Source organism: Stappia indica (assembly GCF_001696535.1).
GTDB lineage: Bacteria > Pseudomonadota > Alphaproteobacteria > Rhizobiales > Stappiaceae > Stappia > Stappia indica.
The window spans coordinates 642,955-665,471 of sequence record NZ_MBQE01000003.1; the positions used below are offsets into that span (position 1 = coordinate 642,955).

Consider the following 22,517-nt stretch of genomic DNA (forward strand, 5'->3'; position numbering starts at 1 on the left):
CGTCGGCGTCCGGCCCGCACGAGGCGGGCCGGAGCTTGTCTGTCATGCCGCTTCCTGCAGCGGCGACGTCACGGTTTCAAAGGCAAGGCCGGGCCGGTAGCGGGCGGAGATCTTGCCGTCTTCCAGCAGCAGGAGATGCATCCAGCCCTTGTCGAACAGGGCGCGCAGGCCCTCGTGCCGGGACAGGATGTCGTGCACCGCCTCGCGCGGGGCCTCCACCAGCACCGACAGCCGCAGCGGCTCGTGCATCAGCCGCGCCCCGTCGCTGACCGCCTGCAGCGGCAGGCCGGCGCGCAGCCGTCCGCCATTGCCCTCCACGACGCCGATGCCGCCGACCACGTTGTGCAGCAACTTGTTGCCCCCGCCGAAGAGCTCTGGCGCGACGGTCGAGCCGTAATATTGCAGCGAGATCCAGCTCGCCACGACCACCGGCGCGGTGAGGATGAGCTCCAGCACCTTCATGCCCTCGTCCGCCCGCCAGTCGTAGGAATGCAGGAAGACCCGCCCGCCGAGATCCGCCCCGGCGGTGACGCCGCGCGGCGCGGCGATGAAGGCGGAGCAGCCGGCAAGGCCCCATTCGGGCCGGGTCTCGGCCCAGTTGCGCGCCCGCAGGGCCAGCCGGTCGTGGCTGGCGCCCGGCAGCCGGGCGGCCCGCTCGATCCGGGCGAGCCGTCCCGCCTCGGCGAGCTTTTCCCGCGCGAAGGCGAGATCCGCCGCATGCTCCTGCGACGGGGCGTCCTTGGCAAAGAGCGTCACCTCGTCGGTGGTGGTGTCGTGCAGGCCGGCGACGAACAGCGTGTCGTCGGCGATCGCAAGGCCCATCTCGGCAAGGCCGGCGCGGGTCTCCGGATCGTTGAGAAGCTGCGCCAGCAGCCGTGCGGAGACCTCGCCGGTGTGACCGCCGCAGGCACCGCAATGATAGGCGCTCTCCTGCGGGTTGTTGGTCGTGCTGGCGCCGTGGCCGAGCAGCAGCACCAGCCGGGCATGGCCCTGCGTCATCGACATCGCCTTGAGCACGGTTGCCGCGGTCTCGGCCTTTTGCCGGGCGGTCAGCGCCGGATCGAGCCGCGGCGCGCAGCCGTGGTGGTGGGCGTGGTGATGTGCGGGCGCCAGCGACAGCGCATCGCGCAGCAGCTTTGCCGCATAGAGCGGGCCGGCCGCCTCCACGAAGGCGAAGGAGGACACGGCGGCCTGCCGGAAGCGGTTCCACGCCCGCCGCGCCCGCGCCGTGATCCGCCCGGCGGTCTCGGCCTGCGGCTCCAGCTGCGCGGTGGAGGTCATGCCCGGCGTCAGCAGCACGGGCAGATGCGCCTCGCTTTCCACCGAACCGTGCGGATGGTGGGCGACCGGCAGGCCGAAGAAGCCGGCAAAGCCGAGCGTCCCGATGCCGGCGTCCTGGCTTTCCAGCGCCCGCCGGAACACTTCCGAGCGCACGTCGATGCAGAAGGCCGCCTGCAGGGCGGGCCGTTCGGTTGTCTCATGTTTCTCGGGAGCCTGGAGACGGGCGGCGAGCCGCCGCTGGAACGAGCGCTCGGCCGCGTCCTGCAGGATGGCGTCAGTGATCTGGTCGGCGCTGGCGCCGGGTGCCTCGGCATGGGCGGCGAGCACGGCCTGCCAGTCTTCCTTCACGGCATCGCCGAAGGTGAGGAACAGTGCTTCCTCGAAGACAAGCCGGATGGCCAGAAGATCCGTCAGCGTGGCGTCGGTGCTTCCTGAAAGCTCCGCCTGCCAGAGCAGGTAGCGGGCGTGCTGGGCCCAGCCGCCGAGATCGACCAGCAGCCGGTGGTAGAGGGTTTCCGCCGCAGCGCCGCTGACACCGAGCGCAGCGGAGGCGCGCAGGATCGCCCGCTCCGGCGTGTCGGGACAGGCGGCGACATGCCGGCAGAAGCCGGAAAGGCCGGCAAGCTCGGGCGTCAGGTCGTGCTGCGCCCACTCCCGCCAGGCGGCAAAGGCGGAGCGGCCGGGCGCCGGCGTCCACAGTGCCTGGCCCCGGTCGAAATGGCCGGCGGCCCAAAGCCCTGTGGTGCGGGCGACGATCTCCGGCCAGTCGGTGCCGGTGGCGCCGGCGGCAAGATCGGCCAGCGTCGGCAGCGGCGAGGGGGCGGCCGCGGGTTGCGCAAGCTGCGCCCGCAAGGTCTCGATGTCCGCCGGCTTGTCGGCGAAGGGGGCGGCATCGAGCGCGTCCTGCAGGTCCTGCGCGGTGATCTTGTGCGCGCTGAGCGCGCCGGCATGCAGCCGCCGTGCCGGCACGATGTCGCTGCCGGCGACCCGGGCAAGGCGCGCGGCGGCTTCTGCCATGTCCTCGCCGGTCTGGCCGAGGAACGGATTGACGGCGACGGTCGCATCCAGCGGGAAGGCCGGCGGCACCCGCCGGGCGGCCCGGTCGGCCGCCTGGAGAAGAGCGGTCACCTGCGGCGTGGCAAGGGAGGTCGGAGGCGTAAGCATGATGGAACCTTCCGAGGATCAGTGGGACGAAGGGAGCCGGAAGCCGCCGATCAGGCGGTCGACGGCGGCATTGACGTAGAAGCCGTTGGCGAAGTGGACCCGCAGGCCGGCGGTCGCCGGGTGATGCGCCCAGTGCGGGAACAGCGCCTGTGCGACGGCAACACCGCCGAAGGATGCGAGCGCCAGGGCGATCAGCGCCCATTCCAGCGGGCCGGCCTGCGGCGGGGCCGGCAGCGCGCTGCCGACCACCAGCCCGGCCAGCACATGGAAGCCGAAATAGCCGATGGCGGCCGCGACCGAGGCCTTGGCGGTCTTGCGAGTGAGGGCGGCGGGGGCGGCGTCGGCCAGACCCTGCGCCACCAGATAGGCGACGCCGAAGATCAGGATCGCCCCCAGCGCCAGCGCCTGTGCCGACTTTTCCAGCGGCAGCAGCGAGAAGGCACCGGCAACGGCCGCATAGAGAGCGAGGGCGAGCAGGAAGGCGCGCGCCACCGCCGCAAGGCCGGGCGCGGCGACGGGGCCGGGCCGCCGCGTCGCCTGCACGGCGCGCACCGCCGTGCCGGAGGAGAGGAAGGCATGCGCCTTGTAGAGCGAGTGGGCCACGATGTGCAGCAGGGCGAGCGGCCACAGGCCGAGGCCGCATTGCAGCAGCATGAAGCCCATCTGCGCGACCGTCGACCAGGCGAGCGCCGTCTTGACCGCGCTCTGGGTCAGCATGACCAGCGCGCCGAACAGGGCCGAGAAGCCGCCGAGCATGACCAGCAGCGTCATCGCCGCCGGGCTCGCCTGCACCGGCTCGGCAAGGCGGATGAGCAGCAGGCCGCCGGCATTGATGATGCCCGCATGCAGCAGCGCCGAGACCGGGGTGGGGGCTTCCATCACCTCGGTCAGCCAGCCATGCAGGGGAAAGGCCGCCGTCTTCAGCAGCGCGGCGAGCACGACCAGCAGCACGGCGATGTCGGCGGCAAGCGGCATGTCGCCGGCCCGGGCGGCCTCACCGATCCCGGCGAGCGACAGCGTGCCGAAGGCGGCCCAGAAGCCGAGCGCGGCAAGGAGAAGCGCGGCGTCGCCGGCGGTCCAGGCGAGGGTGAACTTGGCCGCGGCCCGCCGGGCCTGCGGCCGCTCGCGGTAGAACAGCAGCAGCTGCCGCAGCAGCACGCCGACGAGGACGAAGCTGAGGATCAGGACCGGCAGGGTGGCAGCCTGTACCAGCACGAGGACGGCGGCGATGGCGGCGAGCAACAGGCCGTGGAAGGCGCCCTCCCGCGCCTCGCCGTCGAGATAGCTGCGCGAGAAGCGCACGACCACCCAGCCGACGAAGGCGACCAGGACCGACATGACCGCCGACACGGTGTCGAGACCGAGCGCCAGGGCGAAGGCGTCGCCGCCGATGGCGAGCATCGCCGGGCCGCCAAACACCAGCTGGAGCGCGCCGGCAAGGGCAAGCGCGAGGGAGAGCAGCGCGGCCCCTTCCGCCAGGCGCGGCAGCGCGCCCGGGCGGCGGCCGGGGCGGGAGATGGCGCAGGCGGCAAGGATCAGCAGGGGCAGGGGGGCGAGCGCTGTGGCGAACATGTGAGGTCTCCGCAAGTGAAGTGCGCGCCGGAGATACCGCTTGCCAATATTCAAGAAAATTACATATTTAAGCTGAAATCATTCTACTGAATAGAATGATCAGCGGGAAGACCGATGCCGCCGCTCAATCTTCATCACCTCCGGTTGTTCAGCGCCGTCGCGGAGGACGGCACGCTGACCGGCGCGGCGCGCCGGCTCAACCTGTCGGCCTCCGCCCTGTCGGCGCAGGTGAAGGCGCTGGAAGGATCGCTGGGGCACGACCTCTTCGAGCGGCGCGGGCGCGGGCTGGTGCTGACCGAGGCCGGGCGCATCGCGCTCGACCATGCGCAGGCGATCTTCCGCACCGCGGAGGACCTGTCGGCGACGCTGAAGGGCGGCGGGCAGAAGCCGCGGGCATTGCGCGTCGGCGCGCTGAGCACCCTGTCGCGCAACCTGCAGATCCAGTTCCTGATGCCGGTGATCGGCAAGCCCGATGTCGATGTGGTGGTGCGCTCGGGCAGCCAGAAGGAGCTGCTGGCCGGGCTGGAATCGCTGGCGCTGGACGTGGTGCTGACCAATGTGGCGCCGCCGCGCGACGAGGCTCGCCGTTATCTGGTTCACCGCGTCGCCGAGCAGGCGGCCGGTCTGATCGGAACGCCGGAGCGGGCGGGACAAGGGCGCCCGCTGGTGGAGCTGCTGGCCCGCGAACCGCTGGTCCTGCCGACCCGCGAGACGGCGATCCGCGCCGGCTTTGATGTGCTGGCCGCACGCCTCGGCGTCGTCCCGCGCATCGCGGCAGAGGTCGACGACATGACCATGATCCGCCTGCTCGCCCGCGAGGACGCGGGGCTCGCGGTCATTCCGCCGATCGTCGTGCGGGACGAACTGGCGAACGGCGTGCTGGTGGAGGCCGGGCCGCTGCCCGGCATCACCGAGGTGTTCCTGGCGGTGACGGTGGAGCGGCGGTTTCCCAATCCGCTGCTGGCGGATCTGCTGTTCCGCACGCCTGTGGGCGTGGGTGCGGGCGTCGATGCGGGCGCCGAGACGGGTGCGGCGACATGACCCGCCTGCCAACGCGTTAAGCGCGAAGGGAATTTTCCGAAAGCCCGCAGGAGTTGAAATGTCTGCCCGCATTTTGGGCAGGCACTGCCTACCGGCTTTTTTCGACGGCTTCGAAGTTTAGAAGGCTCATTCTCCGCTGGACTTCGATTCCGCATTTCGTAGGATATTCATCCTAATAAAAATTCCAGAGGTAGAACGAGCGATGCAAATTGATGAGTTTGATAGGAAAATACTTTCTGTAATTCAAGATGATGCTAGCCTATCTATAGCTCAGGTTTCTGAGAGGGTAGGTCTCTCGACAACGCCGTGTTGGCGTCGCCTCCAGAAGCTCGAGCGAGAGGGGTATATCGACGGCCGTGTAACGCTTTTGAATCAAAGCAGGATCGGCCTCGAGCTCACGGTTTTCGTTATGATACGGACCAGCCAGCATAACACAGCCTGGCTGGAGAAGTTCAATAGCGTCGTGAGCTTATTCCCGGAAATCGTGGAAGTGAACCGACTGGCGGGCGAGTATGACTATCTCTTGAAAGTAATCACCAAGAGCAATTCGTCCTACGACGCCTTCTACAAGAAGTTCATCAATCTCATCGAGCTCAATGATGTCACATCCTGTTTCTCAATGGAACAAATCAAGCGAAGTACCCGACTACCACTCGACGCTGTCGATGGCGGACGCTGACGCGCGCATCGCGCGGATCCGCGCCAGCGTCATCGGCGAGGGCCGGGCGATCGAAACCCCCTTCGGCGTGCGGCCCCTCGTCTATGCCGACTATGTCGCCTCCGGGCGCGGGCTGTCCTTCATCGAGGACCTGATCCGCGACCGCATCCTCCCCGACTACGGCAACACCCATACCGAGACCTCCTATACCGGCCGGCAGACGACGGTGCTGCGCGAGGCCGCCCGCGAGACGATCCGCAAGGCGGTCGGTGCCGACGCGCGCCATGCAGTGATCTTCACCGGTTCGGGCGCCACCTCCGGCGTCAACAAGCTGGTGCGCGCCCTGCAGCTGCAGGGCCGTCTGCCGCGACGCGCAACGGCGGCAGCGATCCCTGAGAGCGAGCTGCCGGTGGTCTTCGTCGGCCCCTACGAGCACCATTCCAACGATCTGCCCTGGCGCGAGACCGGCGCCCGCATCCGCCGCATCCCGCTGAATGCGGCCGGCGGGATCTGCCTCGAGACGCTGGCGAGCGAGCTTGCCGCCGTCGGCGAGGGCGTGCCGCGCATCGGCGTGTTTTCGGCCGCCTCCAACGTCACCGGCGTCAAGAGCGATGTGCGGGCGATTGCGAAGCTGCTGCATGCGCATGATGCGCTGTTCTTCTGCGACTATGCGGCCGGCGCCCCCTACATGCCGATCTGCATTTCCGGCACTGCCGAGGGCGCGGGCGACCATATCGACGCGCTGTTCCTGTCGCCGCACAAGTTCGTCGGCGGGCCGGGCGCATCCGGCCTCCTGATCTGCGACAAGGCGCTGTTCGAGGGCATCGAGCCGACCACCACCGGCGGCGGCACGGTCAGCTATGTCACCGCGGAAGGGCATTGCTACGTCTCCAGCGTCGAGCGGCGCGAGGAAGCGGGCACGCCCAACATCGTCGGCGACATCAAGGCCGGCCTTGCGCTGGAACTGAAGGACCGGGTCGGCGCGCACGAGATCGAGCGCCGCGAGGCGGCAATGGTGGCCCGCGCCATGCGCAATTGGGCGCAGGACCCGAACATCGAGCTGCTGGGCCCGCTGGAGGCCGAGCGGATCGGGGTCTTCGCGCTCAACATCCGCAGCGGCACCAAGAAGCTGCATTACGGCCTCGTCGTCGCCCTGCTGAACGATTTGTTCGGCATCCAGGCGCGCGGCGGCTGCTCCTGCGCCGGGCCCTACGGCCATGCGCTGCTGGGGATCGGCGACGACGATGCGCTGCGTCACCAGCAGGAAGTGCGCGGCGGGCAGAGCGTGCTGCGTCCGGGCTGGGTGCGGCTCGGTTTCAACTACTTCTTCGACGAGCGCACCACGGACTATATCATCGAGGCGGTGCGGTTCGTTGCCGCCCATGGCGCGGCCTTCATGTCGCTGTACAAGGTCAACCCGCAGTCGGGCGTGTGGACGATGAGCGAGGCCAAGGGCGCCAAGGCGCGACCCGAAACGCTGCTCGAGGCGCTGGCTCCGGACGCTGCGTCGCCTGCGGTTGCCGAGGCCGAGGTGCCGGACTTCGAAGCTTGCCTCGCAACGGCACGGCGGCTGGCGGACGAGCAGGAGGCGAAGCTTGCGGGCCTGACCGAGGGACCTTGCGGGGACTGCGGCGAGGCCGACAGCCTGCGCTGGTTCTGGCGTCCCGAGGAGCTGCCGCTTCTCCACAGCCAGTTGATCGCCGGGGCGAGAACTTCTATCCACAAACCCCCATCACGGGTCTCCTGAAGACGGACCATCCATGTTTTCCAGCAAACAGATCTCGGCATCTCTTTGGGCGGACACCGCCCCGTCGCGTCAGGCGGCTCCGGCCGTCGCCGGCCGCATCGACACCGACGTTGCGGTCATCGGCGGGGGATTCTCGGGCCTTTCCACGGCGCTGCACCTGGCAAGGGCAGGGCATCAGGTCACGGTTCTGGAAGGCATGGAGGTCGGCTTCGGCGGATCGGGCCGCAACAACGGCCAGGTGATCCCGACCATGACGGCGGCCGAGCCGGACGCGATCGAGACGCGATTCGGCGAGGCCGGCGAGCGGTTCGTCGCCCTGGTGCGCGACAGCGCCTCCTACCTGTTCGACACCGTCCGCGAGGAGGGGATCGACTGCGAGGGCGAGCAGACGGGCTGGTTCCAGCCCGCGCACCGGGAAAGCCGGCTGAAGCTGAGCCGGGCCCGCGTCGACGCCTGGGCAAAGCGTGGCGCGCCTGCGCGCCTGGTCGAGGCGGCCGAATGCGCCGAGCTGCTCGGCTCCGATCGCTGGTTCGGCGGCATGTACAACCCGACCGGCGGCCATATCAATCCGCTGGCGCTGGCCCGCGGCCTTGCCAGCGCCTGCGAGGCGAAGGGCGTCGCGATCCGCGAGAAAAGCCCGGTCGAGGCGGTGGAACGCCGCGACGGCCGCTGGCACCTGCGCACGCCGACCGGAGAGGTCGTCGCCCGCGCGGTGATGCTGGCCAGCAATGCCTATACCGGCTTCCTGTCTTCTGAGCTGGCGCCGAAGGTGGCGCGCTCCGTCGTGCCGGTCCTGTCCTGGCAGATGGCGACGCGTCCGCTCACCGATGACCAGCGCAAGGTGGTGGTGCCGGGCCGTCAGGCGGTTTCCGACACCCACGGCGACCTGCATTTCTTCCGCTACGACAAGCGGAACCGCCTGGTCACCGGCGGCGCGCTGGCGCTCGGTCACAACGGCCCGGACCGGCTGCGCGAGATCGTCGGCCGCCGCCTGCAGGCAGCGTTCCCGGTGCTCGGCAAGCCGGAGTTCGACTTCGTGTGGAACGGCTATATCGGCATGACCGAGGACCGCTTCCCCTTCATCTGCCAGCTCGGCCCCGATTTCTGGTGCTGGGCCGGCTGCAACGGCCGCGGCGTCGCCCTTTCGGTGTCACTCGGCCGGGAATTCGCAGCGGCGATCGCCGGCACGCCGGTCTCTCAGCTCGCCCTGCCGATGTCCGATCCCAAGCCAATCCCCATGCACGGTCTCGTCAAGACCTTCGCCCCGCCGGCCATGCTTCAGCTGTACCGGTGGCGCGACGGCCGCGACTGACCCAAGCAACGACAAGCAAGAGGACGATGCCCCATATGACCCAGGAAACCACCAACGAGCCGGTCGTCACGCTCGAGATGCTGAAGGCGGCCTTCGCCATGCGCGCCAAGGCCTATGCGCACATGTTCGACGTCCTGCGCGAGGCCTATGGCGCCGACCGCGCCGTCGAGCTGATCGCCGAGTCCACCCGTCGTCTTGGCCAGGACATGGGCAAGAAGTTCGCGCATCTGGGCCCCGACAACCTGCCGGGCCTGAAGGACGCCTTCATCGGCGGCATCCCGTGCTCGGCACAGATGTTTGCGCCCGAGATCAAGAAGTGCGACGACGAGAGTCTGGAAATCCAGTTCCACCGCTGTCCGCTGAAGGACACGTGGACGGAACAGGGCCGCAACGAGGAAGATCTCGAGCTGCTCTGCAAGGCTGCCGGCGCCATCGACGGTGGCCTCTTCACCGAGGCCGGGTTTACCTTCAAGGGAGAAACCTGGACAAAGGGCAAGACCGGTTGCTGCCTGCTGCGGGTGGAACCGGGCGCGAATGCAGGCTGAGCTGACCGTCATCCCGGCTGCGGGATGACCCCATCCAACGACAAACCAAAAGCTCTTCCAGAAGACAGGAGTAGATCACTATGACGATGTCTCGCAGGACCACTCTCGGGTTGCTCGCCGGCGTTGCCGGCATGCTCGCCGTTCCCTTCGGCGCGATGGCCGAAGGGCCGATCTATCTCGGCTACCAGCTGCCGCTGACCGGCAACACCGCCCAGTACGGCCAGGACTTCAAGACCGCCGCCGAGATCGCCCTCAAGGACTTCAACGCCTCCGGCAAGCTCAAGGTGCCGGTGGAGATCATCTTCGAGGACTCCCGCTCCGACGCCAAGGAAGGCGTGGCCATCGCCCGCAAGTTCGTCGATGACGATCGCATCGTCGCGGCGCTCGGCGACTTCACCTCCACCGTCTCGATGGCCGCTGCCCAGGTCTACAAGCGCGCCGAGATGGCCCAGCTGAGCCAGACCGCCTCGCATCCGGATTTCGCCAAGATCTCCGAGTGGCAGTTCCGCAACATCACCACGCAGGCCCAGGAAGGCGTCTACAACGCCGACTGGATGAACGAGCAGGGCCTGAAGAAGATCGCGGTGATCGCCGAGCAGACCGACTGGGGCCAGTCGGTGGTCAAGGACTTCGCCGAGAAGGTGAAGGCCAATGGCGGCGAGGTGGTCTTCACCGAGTTCTTCAACCGCGGCCTGCCGGACTTCCGCTCGATCATCACCAAGATCGAGCGCGCCAAGCCGGATGCGATCTACACGGGCTTCTTCTATGAGGACGGCGCCCAATTCCTGAAGCAGATGAAGCAGCTGAACGTCGAGACCCCGGTCTATTCGACCTCGGCCGCCTACAACCAGAAGCTCGTCGAGCTGGCCGGTCCGGCCGCCGAAGGCCTGTTCCTGACGGTCACCTTCCTGCCCAACAGCGAGAACGAGAACGTCAAGACCTTCGTCGACGAGTGGAAGGCCGCACGTAACGGCGCCGAGCCCGGCCAGTTCCCGGCCCAGGCCTACGACGCGGTGAACATCATGCTCGAGGCCGTTGCCCGCGCCTATCCGGACGTTTCGCGCCAGAACGTCCGCGACGAGCTGGCCAAGACCAAGGACTTCCCGGGCGTCACCGGCGTCACGTCCTTCGACGAGAACGGCGAGGCCCTGAAGCAGCTCACCAAGGCGACGGTGACCGACGGCCAGTTCGTCCCGCTCAAGTAACGTTCGCGCTCTCCCCTCTCCGGGCGCCCGTCGTCCGGGGAGGGAAGACGCAGCCGGGCTCCGCAGGCCTGCGCGTATCGGTGACCTGCCGCCGCCATCACCCGGACCCCGGGGGCGGGGAGCGTTACCCTTTCGCCTGGTCCCCGTGTTCCTAGCCAGGACAGACACCCGTGATCGATCCCTACTACCTCCAGCAGCTGACGATCGGCATATCGCTGGGCATGGTCTATGCCCTGATGGCCATCGGTTTCACGCTGATCTTCGGCGTTCTCAACGTCGTCAACTTCGCCCATGGCGAGGTCTACACGATCGGCGCCTTCGCCGGCATCATGGCAATCGCCGCCTTCGGCCCGCCGTTCCTCGTCATCGTCTTCATCGTCCTGGCGGTCGGTGCGCTGGCGGGCTTCAGCCTGGAAAGGGTGGCGTTCAGACCATTCCGAAGATTCTCGGACGAAGCCTCGCTGAAATCGCGGGCCATGCGCGAGGCGACGCTGATGTCCTCGCTGGCCATGTCGATCATCGCCCGCGAGGCCATGGAGCTGCTGTTCGGGTCCGAGTTCCAGACCATCGACATCAGCTACCTGATCAACAAGCCGATCTCCCTCGGTCCGGTCACCATCGTCAACGGCGACATCATCATCTTCGTCGTCTCGGTGCTGATGCTGGGCGGCCTGCAGTGGCTGCTGCGCTACAGCTCCATCGGCCTGTCGATCCGCGCGGTGTCGAACAATCCGCTGGGCGCGAAATATGTCGGCATCAACACCGACCGCACCATCGTGCTGACCTTCGTCATCGGCTCGATGATGGGCGCGCTCGCCGGCATTCTCGTCGGCCTCTACTACGGTGCGGTGTTCCCCTCGATGGGCTTCATCCCGGGCGTCAAGGCGTTCGTCGCCATGGTCATGGGCGGGTTGAGTTCCATTCCGGGTGCCGTCATCGCGGCGCTGGTGCTGGGCGTGGCGGAGAGCCTGTCGACGACCTTCGTGTCGTCGGTGTGGGCCGACATGGTCGCGTACATCTTCCTCATCGTCACCTTGGTGTTCTTCCCGCAGGGGCTCTTCGGAGCGAGGAGGGAACGTGTCTAAGGACTTCATTCAGTCGGCGGGCCTGAAGCTCGCCATCCTGGCGGTGATCTTCGTCGCCCTGCCGGTCCTGCTCGAATATCTCAGCAAGGGCTACATCTACCAGGTGGTCATGACGGCCCTGATCTTCTCGCTGCTGGCCGTGTCGCTGCAGCTGGTCACGGGCATTGCCGGTCTGCTGCATCTGGGCCATGCCGCCTTCTACGGCGTCGGCGCCTATATCGCGGCGCTGGCCGGGGCCGACTACGGCATCGGCTTCACCCTCGGCCTGCCGCTGGCGGGCCTGGGCGCGGCGGCCATCGCCTTCGTCGTCGCGCTGCCGACCATGCGTCTCGTCAGCATCTACTTCGCCGTCGCCACGCTCGGCATCGGCCAGATGATCTTCCTCGTCCTGCAGAACTGGGTCGAGGTGACGAAGGGGCCGAACGGCGTCAGCCTGAACTCGGAGATCGAACTGTTCGGCTATCCTGTCGAGAGCGAGCTGGGCATCTACTTCGTGGTCGCGACCATCGTCTGCGTCTCGATCTGGGTCATCCACCGGCTGAGCCATTCCTACTACGGCAACGCCCTGCGCAGCCTGCGCGAGGACGACCAGTGCGCCGATGCGATGGGCATCAACACGGTGCGGCTGAAGATCGAGTCCTTCATGATCTCGTCCTTCTTCGCCGGCATCGCGGGCGCCCTGTGGGCCTACACCACGCGCTATATCTCGCCGGTGGACTTCGACTTCGCGGAATCGATCCTGATCCTCGCCATGGTCGTGGTCGGAGGGTTGGGCAGCATTCCCGGCGCCGTCATCGGTGCGCTGCTGCTGATCCTGCTGCCCGAGGTCCTGCGCGACGTCGGCGACATGCGCAATGTCATCGTCGGCTTCGTGCTGTTCTTCTCGATCCTGTTCCTGCCCAAGGGACTGTTCGGGGAGGTGCCCTCGCTCAACTTCATCCGTCGTCAGTTCGGCTCCGCCTGGCAGGACAATCCCGACAAGCAGAAGGTGGGCTGGAAATGACCGCCATGCTCGAGGTGGACAACGTGTCCCGGCGCTTCGGCGGCCTCATGGCTGTCGACAGCGTCACCACCACCGTCGGAGAGCGGGAACTCGTGGGCCTGATCGGACCGAACGGCGCCGGCAAGACGACGCTGTTCAACCTGATCTCCGGCTTCACCCCGGTCTCGTCGGGCGAGATCCGCTATCGCGGCGAGAAGATCAGCGGCCTCAAGCCGTCGGTTATCGCCTCGAAGGGCATCTCGCGCACGTTCCAGAACCTGCGCGTGTTCCCGAACATGACCGTGTTCGACAACGTGTCCGTCGGCGCGGTCGGGGCCATCGGCCAGAGCCCCTGGCAGGCGATCGCCGGCGGGTCGAAGGGCTCCAAGCAGATCTCCGAGCGCAGCTGGGAGGCGCTGGAGAAGGTCCAGCTGACCCAGTATGCCAACGATCTTGCGGCCAACCTTGCCTACGGCAAGCGCAAGTATCTGGAGATCGCCCGCGCATTGGCGATGAACCCGGACCTGCTGATCCTTGACGAACCGGCCGCGGGACTGAACGATTCCGAGACGGCGGAGCTGGCCTCCTTCATCAAGGACCTGCATTCCAGCGGCATCACCGTCATGCTCGTCGAGCACGACATGGGCCTGGTGATGAGCATTTGCGAGCGCATCGTCGTGCTGGCGTCGGGCAAGAAGATCGCCGATGCGGAACCGTCGGTCGTCCGGCAGAACCGCGAGGTGCTGGAAGCCTATCTGGGGGTGGACGAGTGAACGTTCTCGAAATCGCAAACCTGTCCCTGCGGATCGGCGTCCAGGACATCCTGCACGACATCAGCCTGGACCTCCCCGAGAAGGGCATCTACGCCATTCTCGGCGCCAACGGTGTCGGCAAGACCAGCCTGATGCGCTGCATCTCCGGCATCTACCACCCGACCGGCGGCGAGATCCGCTACGAGGGCAAGAACATCGTCGGCCTGAAGAGCCACCAGATCGTCGATCTGGGCATTCTCCAGGCCCCCGAGGGCCGGCAGATCTTCTCCAACATGAGCGTGCTGGAGAACCTGACCATCGGCGGCGGGCCGCTGAAGACGGCCGAGCTCGACCGGGTGCTCGGGCTGTTCCCGAAGCTGAAGGAACGGCTCAAGCAGGGCGCGGGCTCCCTGTCGGGTGGCGAGCAGCAGATGCTGTGCATCGGCCGTGCGCTGATGCGCCGGCCCAAGGTGCTGCTGCTCGACGAGCCCTCGCTCGGCCTTGCGCCGATGCTGGTGCGCTTCATCTTCGACCTGGTGGAAGAGATCCGCGCGCAGGGCTACTCGATCCTGATCGTCGAGCAGAACGCCAAGGCGGCACTGCGCATCGCCGACCGGGCCGCCGTCATCGAGGGCGGCAAGATCGTCATGGAAGGCTCCGCCAAGGAGCTGGCCAGTGACAGCCGCGTCGCCGATGCCTATCTGGGTGGGCATGTCGCGGCGCATTGAGCCGCGGCATCGGGCACGACACACGAAAGAGGGATCCACGATGACGCTGCCGATGATCGAGAAACGCCGCATCGAGGCCGCGGTCCTCAAGCACGTCTTCGATGTGCTGGTGGAGCGGCACGGGCGCGAGGAAGCGGAAAAGGTGATCGGCGAGGCCGTCTCCAACTCCGCCATCGCGCAGGGCAAGGAGTTCCGGGAGAAGGAGCCGCAGGAGCCCAACCTCGAGAACTTCGCCGACCTGCTGCCGCTGTGGCAGATGGACGACGCGCTGCAGATCGAGGTGCTGGAGAAGGGGCCGGACCGGCTCGACTTCAACGTCAAGCGCTGCCGCTATTCCGAGGTCTACAAGGAGATGGGGCTCGGCGATATCGGCCACCTGCTCTCCTGCAATCGCGATGGCGACTTCTGCATCGGCTACAATCCGAAGATGGAGCTGACGCGCACCCAGACGATCATGAAGGGCGCGTCCCATTGCGACTTCCGCTACCGGCTGAAGCCGGCGGCCGAGTAAGCCTCTCCGCTTTCCTGTTTCGACACGACGGCGCGGCTCTCACGGGCCGCGCCGTTTTCTTTCGGTCAAGACGAGGCCGATGCCGCAGGCGGCGATCAGTGCGGCGCCGACCAGCGTCAGCGGGCGCGGCGGCAGGTCGAACAGCACCAGATCGAACAGGGCGGCCCAGATGACCGCCGAGTAGCGGGTGGCGGCGACCATGGTCGAATGGCGGGCCCGTGTCGCTGAGGCGATCAGCAGGTTGCTGAGGATGTAGAAGACGATCATCGCCGCGATGATGCCCGTCTCGCCCGCGACCAGCGGTCGCCAGTCGCTGAGGACCCCCATGGCAAGCGCCAGGATCAGCGTCGCGACGCTGGCGGTGAAGGACAGCTCGAGGCTCGGCACGCTCGAGGCGCGCCGGCTCGTCAGCATGTCGCGGGCGACGTAGAAGGCGGCCGAGCCGACAGCGGAGAGGGCGCCTTCCATGCTGCCGGCCAGCGCCGGGCCGGTGGCGATCAGCGCGCCGGAAAACGCCAGCAGCAGCAGGATGCGCCCGCGCGGCGACAGGGGCTCGCCCGCCAGCAGCCAGTTCATCGCCATGACCCCGATGGGAATGGTCATCATCACCGTGGCGACGAAGCTGAGCGGGGCGAGGGTGAGCGCGTGCATCAAGCCGGCCGTCGCGATGGCCTCCAGCGCTGCACGCGCCAGCACCACGCGCGGCGGCCAGCGCAGGCCGCGCCGGATCATCAGCGGCAGCAGGATGAAGATCGTGCCCACCGCCCGCAGCAGGATCAGCTGGCTGGTCGGCATCACCGCCAGCAGCTTGACGCAGGCATTGTTGATGTTGCCGGCGCCTGTCGCCAGCAAGCCCTCGATCAGCGGCCGCCGGTCGCCGGGGGGCGGCGGCGGGCCGTGATCAGGGAGGGGCTGCCCGGATTTGAGGTGATCGCGCAATCGGCCGGCATCTGACGGCATGGCGGTTGGAATCCCGAAGGGAGGACGAGGGGGAATCAGGTGCCGGGGAAGGCCTTGCGGGCAGCCGCGACCAGGCCGCGTGCCTTGTCCGCAAGTTCGTCGAGGGAAAGGCCGGGCCGGTAGAGCGAGGAGCCGAGGCCGAAGCCGCTGGCGCCGGCCTGGCACCAGGGCGCCATCGTCGTGGTGTCGATGCCGCCGACGGGCAGCAGCAGCGCGTCCTTCGGCATGACGCTGCGCCAGGCCTTCAGCGCGCGGGGCTCCATCGCCTCGGCCGGGAAGAGCTTCAGCGCGTCAGCCCCCTGGCGCAGCGCGGCGAAGGCCTCCGACGGGGTGGCAACGCCCGGAAGCGTCGCGAGCCCGCTCGCCTGGGCTTCCGCTACCACGTCGGGCGCGTAGTTCGGCGCGACCATCAGCCGACCGCCAACATCGGCAAGCCGTCGGCACTGCTCAGGCTCGAGCACCGTTCCGGCGCCGATCAGCGCGCGTTCGCCGTGGGATTTCGCCAGCTTGCCGATGCTGGCGAAGGGATCGGGCGAGTTGAGCGGAACCTCGATGATGCGGAAGCCGGCCTCGAACAGGACATCGGCGACATCGGTGACTTCCGCGGGGGTGACGCCGCGCAGGATGGCAATGAGCGGGCAGGCGGCGAGCGCTTCGCGCAAGGTCATGTCAGGTCTCCCTTGGCCGCGGCGAGGATCTGCCGGGCGCCGTCGATTGCGGCATGGTCGCTCCCCTCCACGACATCCAGTCCGAAATGGCGGGCGACGATGGCATAGCGGCGGTTGAGACCGTCATTGCCGACGATGCCGATGCGATTGCCCTTGCTGAACTCGCTTCTGGCGAAAAAGCCGCAATTGCGAGCCTGGCGGAACTCCTGCGCGATCAGGAGCCCCGAGACGTAGTCGCGAATTTCGCCGGGGGCAAGCTTGCCGGCGAGCATGCCGGTGCGTGCGGCGAAGACCAGCGAGAGCATGGCATCGCCCTCCGCGGCCTCGGGCGAGCCGTCAGCGATGCCGCGCTCGAAGGCGGCCATGTCTTCCGCAGCGCTTTCCGAGCCGGCGGCCGCGCGGGCAATGAAGGAATGCTGCGTCAGGAGCGCGAAGAACTCGCCGGTGACGAAGGTGCGGAAGCCCGAGATCCGTCCGCCGGCAACCCGCGCCCACTTGCTGTGGGTGCCGGGCAGCACGAGCGTTGCGTCCTTTTCCAGGCCGAAGCCGACGATCTGGGTCTCCTCGCCGCGCATCACATCGGGGAAGGGCGCGCGGGCCGGATCGTTGATGCCGGCGAGCAGGATGGCGCGCGAGCCGTTGGCGAGAGTGCGGGTGATCGTGCCTTTCGCGAGATCCTGGACCGAGCACGGGCAGGGGACATAGGGCACCTCGATCCAGCCGTTGCGGCTGGTGACCATGCCGACCAGCACGATGTCGAGCGGACCTTCCGCCGCAAGCCATGGCGCGAGCAGGGCCAGCAGACGATCCTCGAAGGTGTGCTTTTCCACAAACTGGATGCCGTCGCCCGTCTCGATGCGGTCGCGCTGCGTGCCGTCGGCGGCGAGCAACACCGCGCGGAAGGAGGTGGTGCCCCAGTCGACGACGACATGCGGCGCATTGAGGGCGGAGGGGGAGGGCATGAATCGGTCCTTTCGGGGAGCGGCGGTCAGGCGAGCATTCATGCTTGTCTTAGCCCCAGAAACAAGATAGTGTCAATTTATGAAACATAGTCTCACATATTGGACATAGACGACATGGCTGATCTTGCCGGCATCCTTCCGGTTCTCCCCACGCCCTTCACGCAAGACGGGAAGGTGGATCTTCAGGCGATGCGTCGCCTGGTGCGCTTCGCGCTCGATTGCGACGTGGATGGCGTGGTGTTCCCGGGCTTTGCCAGCGAGGTGGAGCAGCTGGAGGCGGGCGAGCGTGCCGAGTTGCTGGGCCTGGTGGCGCAGGAGGTCGGCGGCAAGGTGCCGGTGGTTGCCGGCGCCAGTGCGCCGACCGCGGCGGACGTGATTGCTCATGGCCGCGTGGCGGCCTCTGTCGGCGTCACCTGGCTGATGATCCAGCCGCCGGTCTCCATCGGGCGCGAGGCGGGGGCGGTGACGGCGTTCTTCAGCGAGGTCGCGGCCGGTCTGCCTGAGGCGCGCATCGTGCTGCAGAACGCGCCGGCGCCGCGCGGTTCTGACATCGCGCCGCAGGTGCTGGTCGAGGTGGCGCGCGCCGTGCCGCAGATCGCCTATGTCAAGGAAGAGACCCTGCCGGCCGGGCCGGCAATCAGCCATCTGCTGGCCCATCGGCCGCAGACGCTGGCCGGCGTCATCGGCGGCGGCGGGGCGCGTTACATTCTCGATGAATATGCGCGCGGCGCCTGCGCGGCGATGCCGGCCATCGAGATCGCCGACGAGCATGTCGCGCTCGACCGGGCCTGGCGCGAGGGGCGCATCGCCGAGGCGCGAGAGGTCTATGTGCGGACCCTGCCGCTGCTGACGCTGCAGGCCGTCTACCGGATGCGCCTGACCAAGTATGTGATGGTCCGTCGCGGTATTCTGGAGAACACCATCGTGCGCGCGCCGACGCCGGAGCTCGACGGCCCGGCCTGTTCGGACATCGACGCCAACCTTGCCGCGCTCGGCATCGGTGCCCCGCGGGCGGCGGCCGCCGGGGGCGCCCGATGAGCGACGCTGTCCGCAGCATCGAGGTCTTCACGCTGACGCAGACGCGGGACACGCCCTATCTCGGGACGGCCCGCAAGGGCGAGGAGCCGAATGCGCGCGGCTATCTGGTGCGCAAGGGCAACCGCACCGTCTATCCGACCTTCGACCGCAGCGTGCTGCTGCGCGTCGAGACGCGCGACGGCGTTACCGGCTGGGGCGAGACCTACGGCCTCGTCGCGCCCGGCGCCGTTGCCGAGATCGTCAAGGATCTGCTCGCCGACTTCACCATCGGCCGCGATCCGGCCGATCCGTCGGCCATCTACGACGACCTCTACGACCTGATGCGGGTGCGCGGCTATACGGGGGGCTTCTACGTCGACGCTCTCGCCGCCATCGACATCGCCCTGTGGGACATCGCCGGGCAGATCGCCGGCAAGCCGGTGGCGGAGCTCCTGGGCGGCGACCGCTCGAAGACCATTCCCGCCTATGTCTCGGGCCTGCCCGAGGCGACCCGCAAGGCCCGCGCCGAGCTCGCCCTGTCGTGGCAGGCGCGCGGGTTCGATGCGTTCAAGTTCGCGACGCCGGTCGCCGACGACGGCCCGGCGGCGGAGATGGAGAGCTTGCGTGCGGCGCTCGGCCCCGACGCGCGGATCGCCGCCGACATGCACTGGAACCAGACGGCAGGTGAGGCGCTGGCCCTGATCGAGGCGATGAAGCCGCACGGGCTGTGGTTCGCCGAGGCGCCGGTCTACACCGAGGACATTGCCGGCCTGGAGGCAGTGTCCAAGGGCACGGACGTGCCCATCGCCGTCGGCGAGGAATGGCGCACGGTCTGGGACATGCGGCACCGGGTGGAGCGCTGCCGCATCGCCATCGTCCAGCCGGAGATGGGGCACAAGGGCATCACCAACTTCACCCGCATCGGCGCGCTGGCGGCGGAGCGGGGCATCGAGGTGATCCCGCATGCGACCATCGGCGCCGGCATCTTCCTGGCCGCCAGCCTGCAGGCGAGCGCATCGCTGCCGACGCTGACCGGCCACGAGTTCCAGCATTCGATCTTCGAACCTAACCGGCGCCTCCTTGCAGGTGACATGGACTGCGCGGACGGCGTCTACCGCCTCCCGACCGGTCCGGGTCTTGGAGTGCGTCCGTCGGAGGAAGCGCTGCGGCTGATGCAGCGGATATAAAAGCCAAGTGGAGGAAACGCGATGACCACGACTTTCGGACGGTTCGTCAGGACCGCGACCGCAGCTGCCATGCTCTCGGCGACCATGCTGTCGCCGGCGCTGGCCGACACGACGCTCAAGTTCGTCTCCTGGCAGGTGGACGATGCCGGCACCGGCGACTGGTGGAAGGCCGCCATCGCCGCCTTCGAGGAAGCCCATCCGGGCGTGAATGTGGAGTTCACCAAGGTCGAGCGCGCGGCCTATGCCGACACGATGACGACCCTGTTCGCCGGCGGCCAGCCGCCGCATATCGTCCATCTCGCCTCGTTCGAGTTCCAGGCCTTCGCCGAGAACGGCTGGATGGAGAACCTCGGTCCCTGGCTCGACAAGGACGGCATCGACATGGCCGGCTGGGCCGGCCAGGGCAAGTGCATGTGGAACGGCGAAACCGCCTGCATCATGATGAACTACTTCGGCTTCATCATGGCCTACAACAAGGCGATCCTGGAGAAGGAAGGCCTGTCGGTTCCCACCACCTATGCCGAGTTCCTCGATGTCGCCCGCAAGACGACCAAGGACTTCAACGGCGACGGCATCACCGACCAGTACGGCACCGGCCACGAGACCAAGGGCGGCGCCGGCCAGTACCTGACCGAGATGCTGAGCTACATCCTCGACGCCGGCGCCTACTGGACCGACAAGGACGGCAACATCACCATCGACACGCCGCAAATGGTCGAGGGCCTGACCCGCTGGAAGACCGTCGTCAAGGAAGGCCTCACCCCCATCGACCTGTCCGCCGGCGATATCCGCAAGCTCTTCGCCGACGGCAAGATGGCCCTGCGCCTCGACGGCCCGTGGCTCTATGGCATCATGCAGAAGGGCGCCGCCTCCGCCGATACGGCGGTCGCCGAGCCGGCTTTCAACCCGCCGGTCGGCGGCTCGTCCAACGTGCTGGGCATGGCGAGCGAGATTTCCGATGAGGAAAAGGCGCTCGTGTGGGACTTCATCAAGCTGGTGATGTCGCCCGAGTGGCAGCGCAAATATGCCACCATCGGCAAGAACACCCCGCCGAGCCCGGCTGCCGACGTCTCCGGCGTCGAGCAGGAGGTGCCGCACTTCCCCCTGCTCATCAAGACGATGAAGGCAGCCTCGGACGCCGGCGTCGACCGCATCCCGACCGGGCTGGAGCTCCAGTACAACGAGTTCGGCAAGATGGTGCAGGAAGAGGTCCAGCGCATGCTGATCGAGGATCTCGATCCGGCCGAGGTGGTCAAGGTCATGCAGGAGCGGGCCGAGACCATCAAGAACGGCGGCTGACCGCATATTCGCAGCCGGCCCCCGCCACGGGGGCCGGCTTGTCTTTTCGTTCCTGCGCCGCGGCACAGCGCCCGCGGCAGGAGGTTGCATGTCCCGAGTCCGGCTCTTCGATCTGGCCAGGCCGAGCCGTCAGCATCTGCTGGGCTACATTCTGCTTGCCCCCGCGGTGCTGCTGGTCGGCCTGATCATCGTCTATCCCCTGATCATCTCCATCGACCTGTCGCTGCAGGCGGTCAAGCTGCCGCGCATGGGCGCCCCGCGCGCGCCCTTCACCACGGCGAACTACCAGAAGCTCTTTGCCTCCAGCGAGTTCTGGATGGCCTGCTGGGTGACGCTGAAACTCGTTGTCGTCGTAACTGCCGGCAGCCTGATCACCGGCGTCTCGACCGCGCTTCTGGTCAACAACCGCTTCCGAGGGCGCACGCTCGCCCGGCTCGCCATGGCGCTGCCCTGGGCGGTGCCGGAAGTGATCGCGGTGGTGATCTTCGCCTGGATCTTCGACAGCTCCTTCGGCCTCATGAGCTGGCTGCTGGTCACGCTCGGCCTGTCCGACGGCATGATCGCCTGGGTGTCGACGCCGGGCGCCGCCTTCTGGGCCGTGGCGATCACCATGATCTGGAAAGGCTATCCCTTCGTCTCGATCATGACGCTGGCCGGCCTACAGTCGATCCCGACCGATTTCTACAACGCTGCCAAGGTGGACGGCGCCAACGTCTTCCAGCGCTTCCGCTGGATCACGCTGCCGCTCCTGATGCCGGTGCTCGGCGTCACCCTGGTGCTGGTCATCCTGTGGGTGTTCCGCGACTTCTCGATCATCAAGGTGCTGACCGAGGGCGGGCCGCTGAAGTCGACCCAGACCCTGTCGATCATGACCTACGACCAGGCCTTCGGCTTCTTCAACTTCGGCTATGCCTCGGCGGTGGGCGTCGTCACGCTGGTCATCTGCGTCGTCGCGAGCCTGCTGATGCTCGGTCGCCAGACCCGCGCCATGTATTGAGGAGGGGACCCCATGAACCGCACACCCCTGCAAAGCCTGGCGCTCTACGGCACCGTCGTCCTGCTCGGCGCGCTGATCCTGTTTCCCATCTACTGGCTGCTGGTGACGGCGGTCTCCACTTCGGCGGACCTGTCGCAGCTGCCGCCCAGCTTCTGGCCGGACGATGCCCAGTGGGGCACCTTCGCCAAGGTCTGGGAGGAGCGGCCGATCCCGCTCTGGCTGCTCAACTCGATGCTGGCGGCCATCGGCTCGGTCACCCTGTCGATGGTGGTCTCGGTGCTGGCGGGCTATGCCCTGTCGCGCTTCTCGATCCGCGGCGGCCATTCGCTCGGCCTGTTCATCCTGACGGCGAAGATGCTGCCGGCGACGCTGCTGGTGATCCCGCTCTTCTCGATCTTCCGCAACTTCGGGATGATCGGCAGCCTGTGGACGCTGGTGCTGGCGCATTCGACGCTGATCATTCCCTTCACTACCTGGATGCTGAAGGGCTATTTCGACACGATCCCGCGCGAGCTGGAACAGGCGGCGATGGTCGACGGCTGCTCGCCCATGGGCGCGATGGTGCGGGTCGTGCTGCCCGTGGCAACGCCCGGACTGGCGGCGACCTCGCTCTATGCCTTCGTGCTGAGCTGGGCCGACTACGCCTATGCGCGGACCTTCCTCGTCAATGCCCCCGACAGCTGGACCGCCAATCTCGGCATCACGACGATGCGCGGCGAGTACAGCACCGACTGGAACGAGATCTCGGCCGCGGCCGTCTTCGTCGCCGTTCCGATCATCGTCATCTACCTGTTCCTTGAGCGCTACCTGGTCGGCGGACTGACCGCGGGCGCGGAGAAGTAAT

21 protein-coding genes are annotated in these 22,517 nt (G+C 67.6%); 16 read left to right on the plus strand and 5 right to left on the minus strand.

What is annotated here, in order from left to right; all coding sequences use genetic code 11:
* Positions 1-42: 42 nt before the first annotated feature.
* Together BBX35_RS14225 and BBX35_RS14230 are read right to left on the minus strand one after the other, a co-directional pair.
* Positions 43-2,445 carry a YbcC family protein gene (locus tag BBX35_RS14225; RefSeq protein WP_067221282.1) on the minus strand — a complete coding sequence of 801 codons (2,403 nt, stop codon included), beginning with the start codon at positions 2,443-2,445 and terminating at the stop codon, positions 43-45.
* A gap of 18 nt (positions 2,446-2,463) precedes the next feature.
* Positions 2,464-4,017 (minus strand): proton-conducting transporter transmembrane domain-containing protein, encoded by a 1,554-nt coding sequence (locus BBX35_RS14230; protein ID WP_067221285.1) that lies wholly within the window; start codon positions 4,015-4,017, stop codon positions 2,464-2,466.
* A gap of 114 nt (positions 4,018-4,131) precedes the next feature.
* Here BBX35_RS14230 and BBX35_RS14235 point away from each other — a divergent pair, with 114 nt between their 5' ends.
* The 11 genes from BBX35_RS14235 (at position 4,132) to BBX35_RS14285 (ending at position 14,583) form a co-directional block, all read left to right on the plus strand.
* The gene (locus BBX35_RS14235) at positions 4,132-5,058 is read left to right on the plus strand and encodes a LysR family transcriptional regulator (RefSeq protein ID WP_067221287.1); all 927 of its coding nucleotides are present in this window, start codon (positions 4,132-4,134) and stop codon (positions 5,056-5,058) included.
* A 202-nt stretch (positions 5,059-5,260) separates the two neighbouring features.
* On the plus strand, positions 5,261-5,737 hold the full coding sequence (locus BBX35_RS14240; protein ID WP_083206297.1) for an Lrp/AsnC family transcriptional regulator: 477 nt from the start codon (positions 5,261-5,263) through the stop codon (positions 5,735-5,737).
* On the plus strand, positions 5,724-7,463 hold the full coding sequence (locus tag BBX35_RS14245) for an aminotransferase class V-fold PLP-dependent enzyme (RefSeq protein ID WP_083206298.1): 1,740 nt from the start codon (positions 5,724-5,726) through the stop codon (positions 7,461-7,463). Before BBX35_RS14240 ends, BBX35_RS14245 begins: the two co-directional genes overlap by 14 nt.
* A gap of 13 nt (positions 7,464-7,476) precedes the next feature.
* Positions 7,477-8,775 (plus strand): NAD(P)/FAD-dependent oxidoreductase, encoded by a 1,299-nt coding sequence (locus BBX35_RS14250; RefSeq protein WP_067221293.1) that lies wholly within the window; start codon positions 7,477-7,479, stop codon positions 8,773-8,775.
* Between the two features lie 35 nt (positions 8,776-8,810).
* Complete coding sequence (locus BBX35_RS14255; RefSeq protein ID WP_067221296.1) at positions 8,811-9,320, plus strand: L-2-amino-thiazoline-4-carboxylic acid hydrolase; 510 nt, start codon at positions 8,811-8,813, stop codon at positions 9,318-9,320.
* An 80-nt stretch (positions 9,321-9,400) separates the two neighbouring features.
* The gene (locus BBX35_RS14260) at positions 9,401-10,525 is read left to right on the plus strand and encodes an ABC transporter substrate-binding protein (RefSeq protein ID WP_083206299.1); all 1,125 of its coding nucleotides are present in this window, start codon (positions 9,401-9,403) and stop codon (positions 10,523-10,525) included.
* A 170-nt stretch (positions 10,526-10,695) separates the two neighbouring features.
* Entirely contained in the window at positions 10,696-11,610 is a 915-nt protein-coding gene (locus BBX35_RS14265; protein WP_067221299.1) for a branched-chain amino acid ABC transporter permease, read from the plus strand.
* Positions 11,603-12,613, plus strand: coding sequence for a branched-chain amino acid ABC transporter permease (locus BBX35_RS14270; protein WP_067221302.1), 1,011 nt, complete (start codon positions 11,603-11,605; stop codon positions 12,611-12,613). The genes BBX35_RS14265 and BBX35_RS14270 overlap by 8 nt, the downstream gene beginning before the upstream one ends.
* The gene (locus tag BBX35_RS14275; RefSeq protein ID WP_067221305.1) at positions 12,610-13,365 is read left to right on the plus strand and encodes an ABC transporter ATP-binding protein; all 756 of its coding nucleotides are present in this window, start codon (positions 12,610-12,612) and stop codon (positions 13,363-13,365) included. Before BBX35_RS14270 ends, BBX35_RS14275 begins: the two co-directional genes overlap by 4 nt.
* Positions 13,362-14,072: an ABC transporter ATP-binding protein gene (locus BBX35_RS14280; RefSeq protein WP_067221308.1), complete on the plus strand. Its 711-nt coding sequence runs from the start codon at positions 13,362-13,364 to the stop codon at positions 14,070-14,072. The genes BBX35_RS14275 and BBX35_RS14280 overlap by 4 nt, the downstream gene beginning before the upstream one ends.
* A 40-nt stretch (positions 14,073-14,112) precedes the next feature.
* Positions 14,113-14,583 (plus strand): L-2-amino-thiazoline-4-carboxylic acid hydrolase, encoded by a 471-nt coding sequence (locus tag BBX35_RS14285; protein WP_067221310.1) that lies wholly within the window; start codon positions 14,113-14,115, stop codon positions 14,581-14,583.
* 39 nt (positions 14,584-14,622) lie between these two features.
* On the opposite strand, the gene BBX35_RS14290 is transcribed toward BBX35_RS14285, so the two are convergent.
* The 3 genes from BBX35_RS14290 to BBX35_RS14300 are packed head-to-tail and all read right to left on the minus strand — an operon-like array spanning position 14,623 to position 17,173.
* A complete protein-coding gene (locus BBX35_RS14290) occupies positions 14,623-15,543 on the minus strand; it encodes a DMT family transporter (RefSeq protein ID WP_141687863.1) in 921 nt (306 codons plus the stop codon).
* Between the two features lie 35 nt (positions 15,544-15,578).
* On the minus strand, positions 15,579-16,211 hold the full coding sequence (locus BBX35_RS14295; RefSeq protein ID WP_067221316.1) for a 2-dehydro-3-deoxy-6-phosphogalactonate aldolase: 633 nt from the start codon (positions 16,209-16,211) through the stop codon (positions 15,579-15,581).
* A complete protein-coding gene (locus BBX35_RS14300; protein ID WP_067221318.1) occupies positions 16,208-17,173 on the minus strand; it encodes a 2-dehydro-3-deoxygalactonokinase in 966 nt (321 codons plus the stop codon). The genes BBX35_RS14295 and BBX35_RS14300 overlap by 4 nt, the downstream gene beginning before the upstream one ends.
* A 114-nt stretch (positions 17,174-17,287) precedes the next feature.
* Here BBX35_RS14300 and BBX35_RS14305 point away from each other — a divergent pair, with 114 nt between their 5' ends.
* The 5 genes from BBX35_RS14305 to BBX35_RS14325 all read left to right on the plus strand — a co-directional run bounded on the left by BBX35_RS14305 (position 17,288) and on the right by BBX35_RS14325 (position 22,516).
* The gene (locus tag BBX35_RS14305) at positions 17,288-18,211 is read left to right on the plus strand and encodes a dihydrodipicolinate synthase family protein (protein WP_067221647.1); all 924 of its coding nucleotides are present in this window, start codon (positions 17,288-17,290) and stop codon (positions 18,209-18,211) included.
* The gene (locus tag BBX35_RS14310) at positions 18,208-19,377 is read left to right on the plus strand and encodes a mandelate racemase/muconate lactonizing enzyme family protein (protein WP_067221321.1); all 1,170 of its coding nucleotides are present in this window, start codon (positions 18,208-18,210) and stop codon (positions 19,375-19,377) included. Before BBX35_RS14305 ends, BBX35_RS14310 begins: the two co-directional genes overlap by 4 nt.
* 21 nt (positions 19,378-19,398) lie before the next feature.
* Positions 19,399-20,676 carry an ABC transporter substrate-binding protein gene (locus BBX35_RS14315; protein WP_067221324.1) on the plus strand — a complete coding sequence of 426 codons (1,278 nt, stop codon included), beginning with the start codon at positions 19,399-19,401 and terminating at the stop codon, positions 20,674-20,676.
* 88 nt (positions 20,677-20,764) lie between these two features.
* Positions 20,765-21,673 carry a carbohydrate ABC transporter permease gene (locus BBX35_RS14320; RefSeq protein WP_067221327.1) on the plus strand — a complete coding sequence of 303 codons (909 nt, stop codon included), beginning with the start codon at positions 20,765-20,767 and terminating at the stop codon, positions 21,671-21,673.
* Between the two features lie 12 nt (positions 21,674-21,685).
* Positions 21,686-22,516, plus strand: coding sequence for a carbohydrate ABC transporter permease (locus BBX35_RS14325; RefSeq protein WP_067221329.1), 831 nt, complete (start codon positions 21,686-21,688; stop codon positions 22,514-22,516).
* The last annotated feature ends 1 nt before the right edge of the window (position 22,517 follow it).

Coding starts and splice junctions, on each gene's coding strand:
- BBX35_RS14320 (WP_067221327.1), top strand. CDS start 20,765: ATGTCCCGAGTCCGGCTCTTCGATCTGGCCAGGCCGAGCCGTCAGCAT.
- BBX35_RS14310 (WP_067221321.1), top strand. CDS start 18,208: ATGAGCGACGCTGTCCGCAGCATCGAGGTCTTCACGCTGACGCAGACG.
- BBX35_RS14285 (WP_067221310.1), top strand. CDS start 14,113: ATGACGCTGCCGATGATCGAGAAACGCCGCATCGAGGCCGCGGTCCTC.
- BBX35_RS14240 (WP_083206297.1), top strand. CDS start 5,261: ATGCAAATTGATGAGTTTGATAGGAAAATACTTTCTGTAATTCAAGAT.
- BBX35_RS14325 (WP_067221329.1), top strand. CDS start 21,686: ATGAACCGCACACCCCTGCAAAGCCTGGCGCTCTACGGCACCGTCGTC.
- BBX35_RS14295 (WP_067221316.1), bottom strand. CDS start 16,211: ATGACCTTGCGCGAAGCGCTCGCCGCCTGCCCGCTCATTGCCATCCTG.
- BBX35_RS14275 (WP_067221305.1), top strand. CDS start 12,610: ATGACCGCCATGCTCGAGGTGGACAACGTGTCCCGGCGCTTCGGCGGC.
- BBX35_RS14315 (WP_067221324.1), top strand. CDS start 19,399: ATGACCACGACTTTCGGACGGTTCGTCAGGACCGCGACCGCAGCTGCC.
- BBX35_RS14225 (WP_067221282.1), bottom strand. CDS start 2,445: ATGCTTACGCCTCCGACCTCCCTTGCCACGCCGCAGGTGACCGCTCTT.
- BBX35_RS14260 (WP_083206299.1), top strand. CDS start 9,401: ATGACGATGTCTCGCAGGACCACTCTCGGGTTGCTCGCCGGCGTTGCC.
- BBX35_RS14245 (WP_083206298.1), top strand. CDS start 5,724: ATGGCGGACGCTGACGCGCGCATCGCGCGGATCCGCGCCAGCGTCATC.
- BBX35_RS14290 (WP_141687863.1), bottom strand. CDS start 15,543: ATGCCGTCAGATGCCGGCCGATTGCGCGATCACCTCAAATCCGGGCAG.
- BBX35_RS14300 (WP_067221318.1), bottom strand. CDS start 17,173: ATGCCCTCCCCCTCCGCCCTCAATGCGCCGCATGTCGTCGTCGACTGG.
- BBX35_RS14255 (WP_067221296.1), top strand. CDS start 8,811: ATGACCCAGGAAACCACCAACGAGCCGGTCGTCACGCTCGAGATGCTG.
- BBX35_RS14235 (WP_067221287.1), top strand. CDS start 4,132: ATGCCGCCGCTCAATCTTCATCACCTCCGGTTGTTCAGCGCCGTCGCG.
- BBX35_RS14305 (WP_067221647.1), top strand. CDS start 17,288: ATGGCTGATCTTGCCGGCATCCTTCCGGTTCTCCCCACGCCCTTCACG.
- BBX35_RS14250 (WP_067221293.1), top strand. CDS start 7,477: ATGTTTTCCAGCAAACAGATCTCGGCATCTCTTTGGGCGGACACCGCC.
- BBX35_RS14230 (WP_067221285.1), bottom strand. CDS start 4,017: ATGTTCGCCACAGCGCTCGCCCCCCTGCCCCTGCTGATCCTTGCCGCC.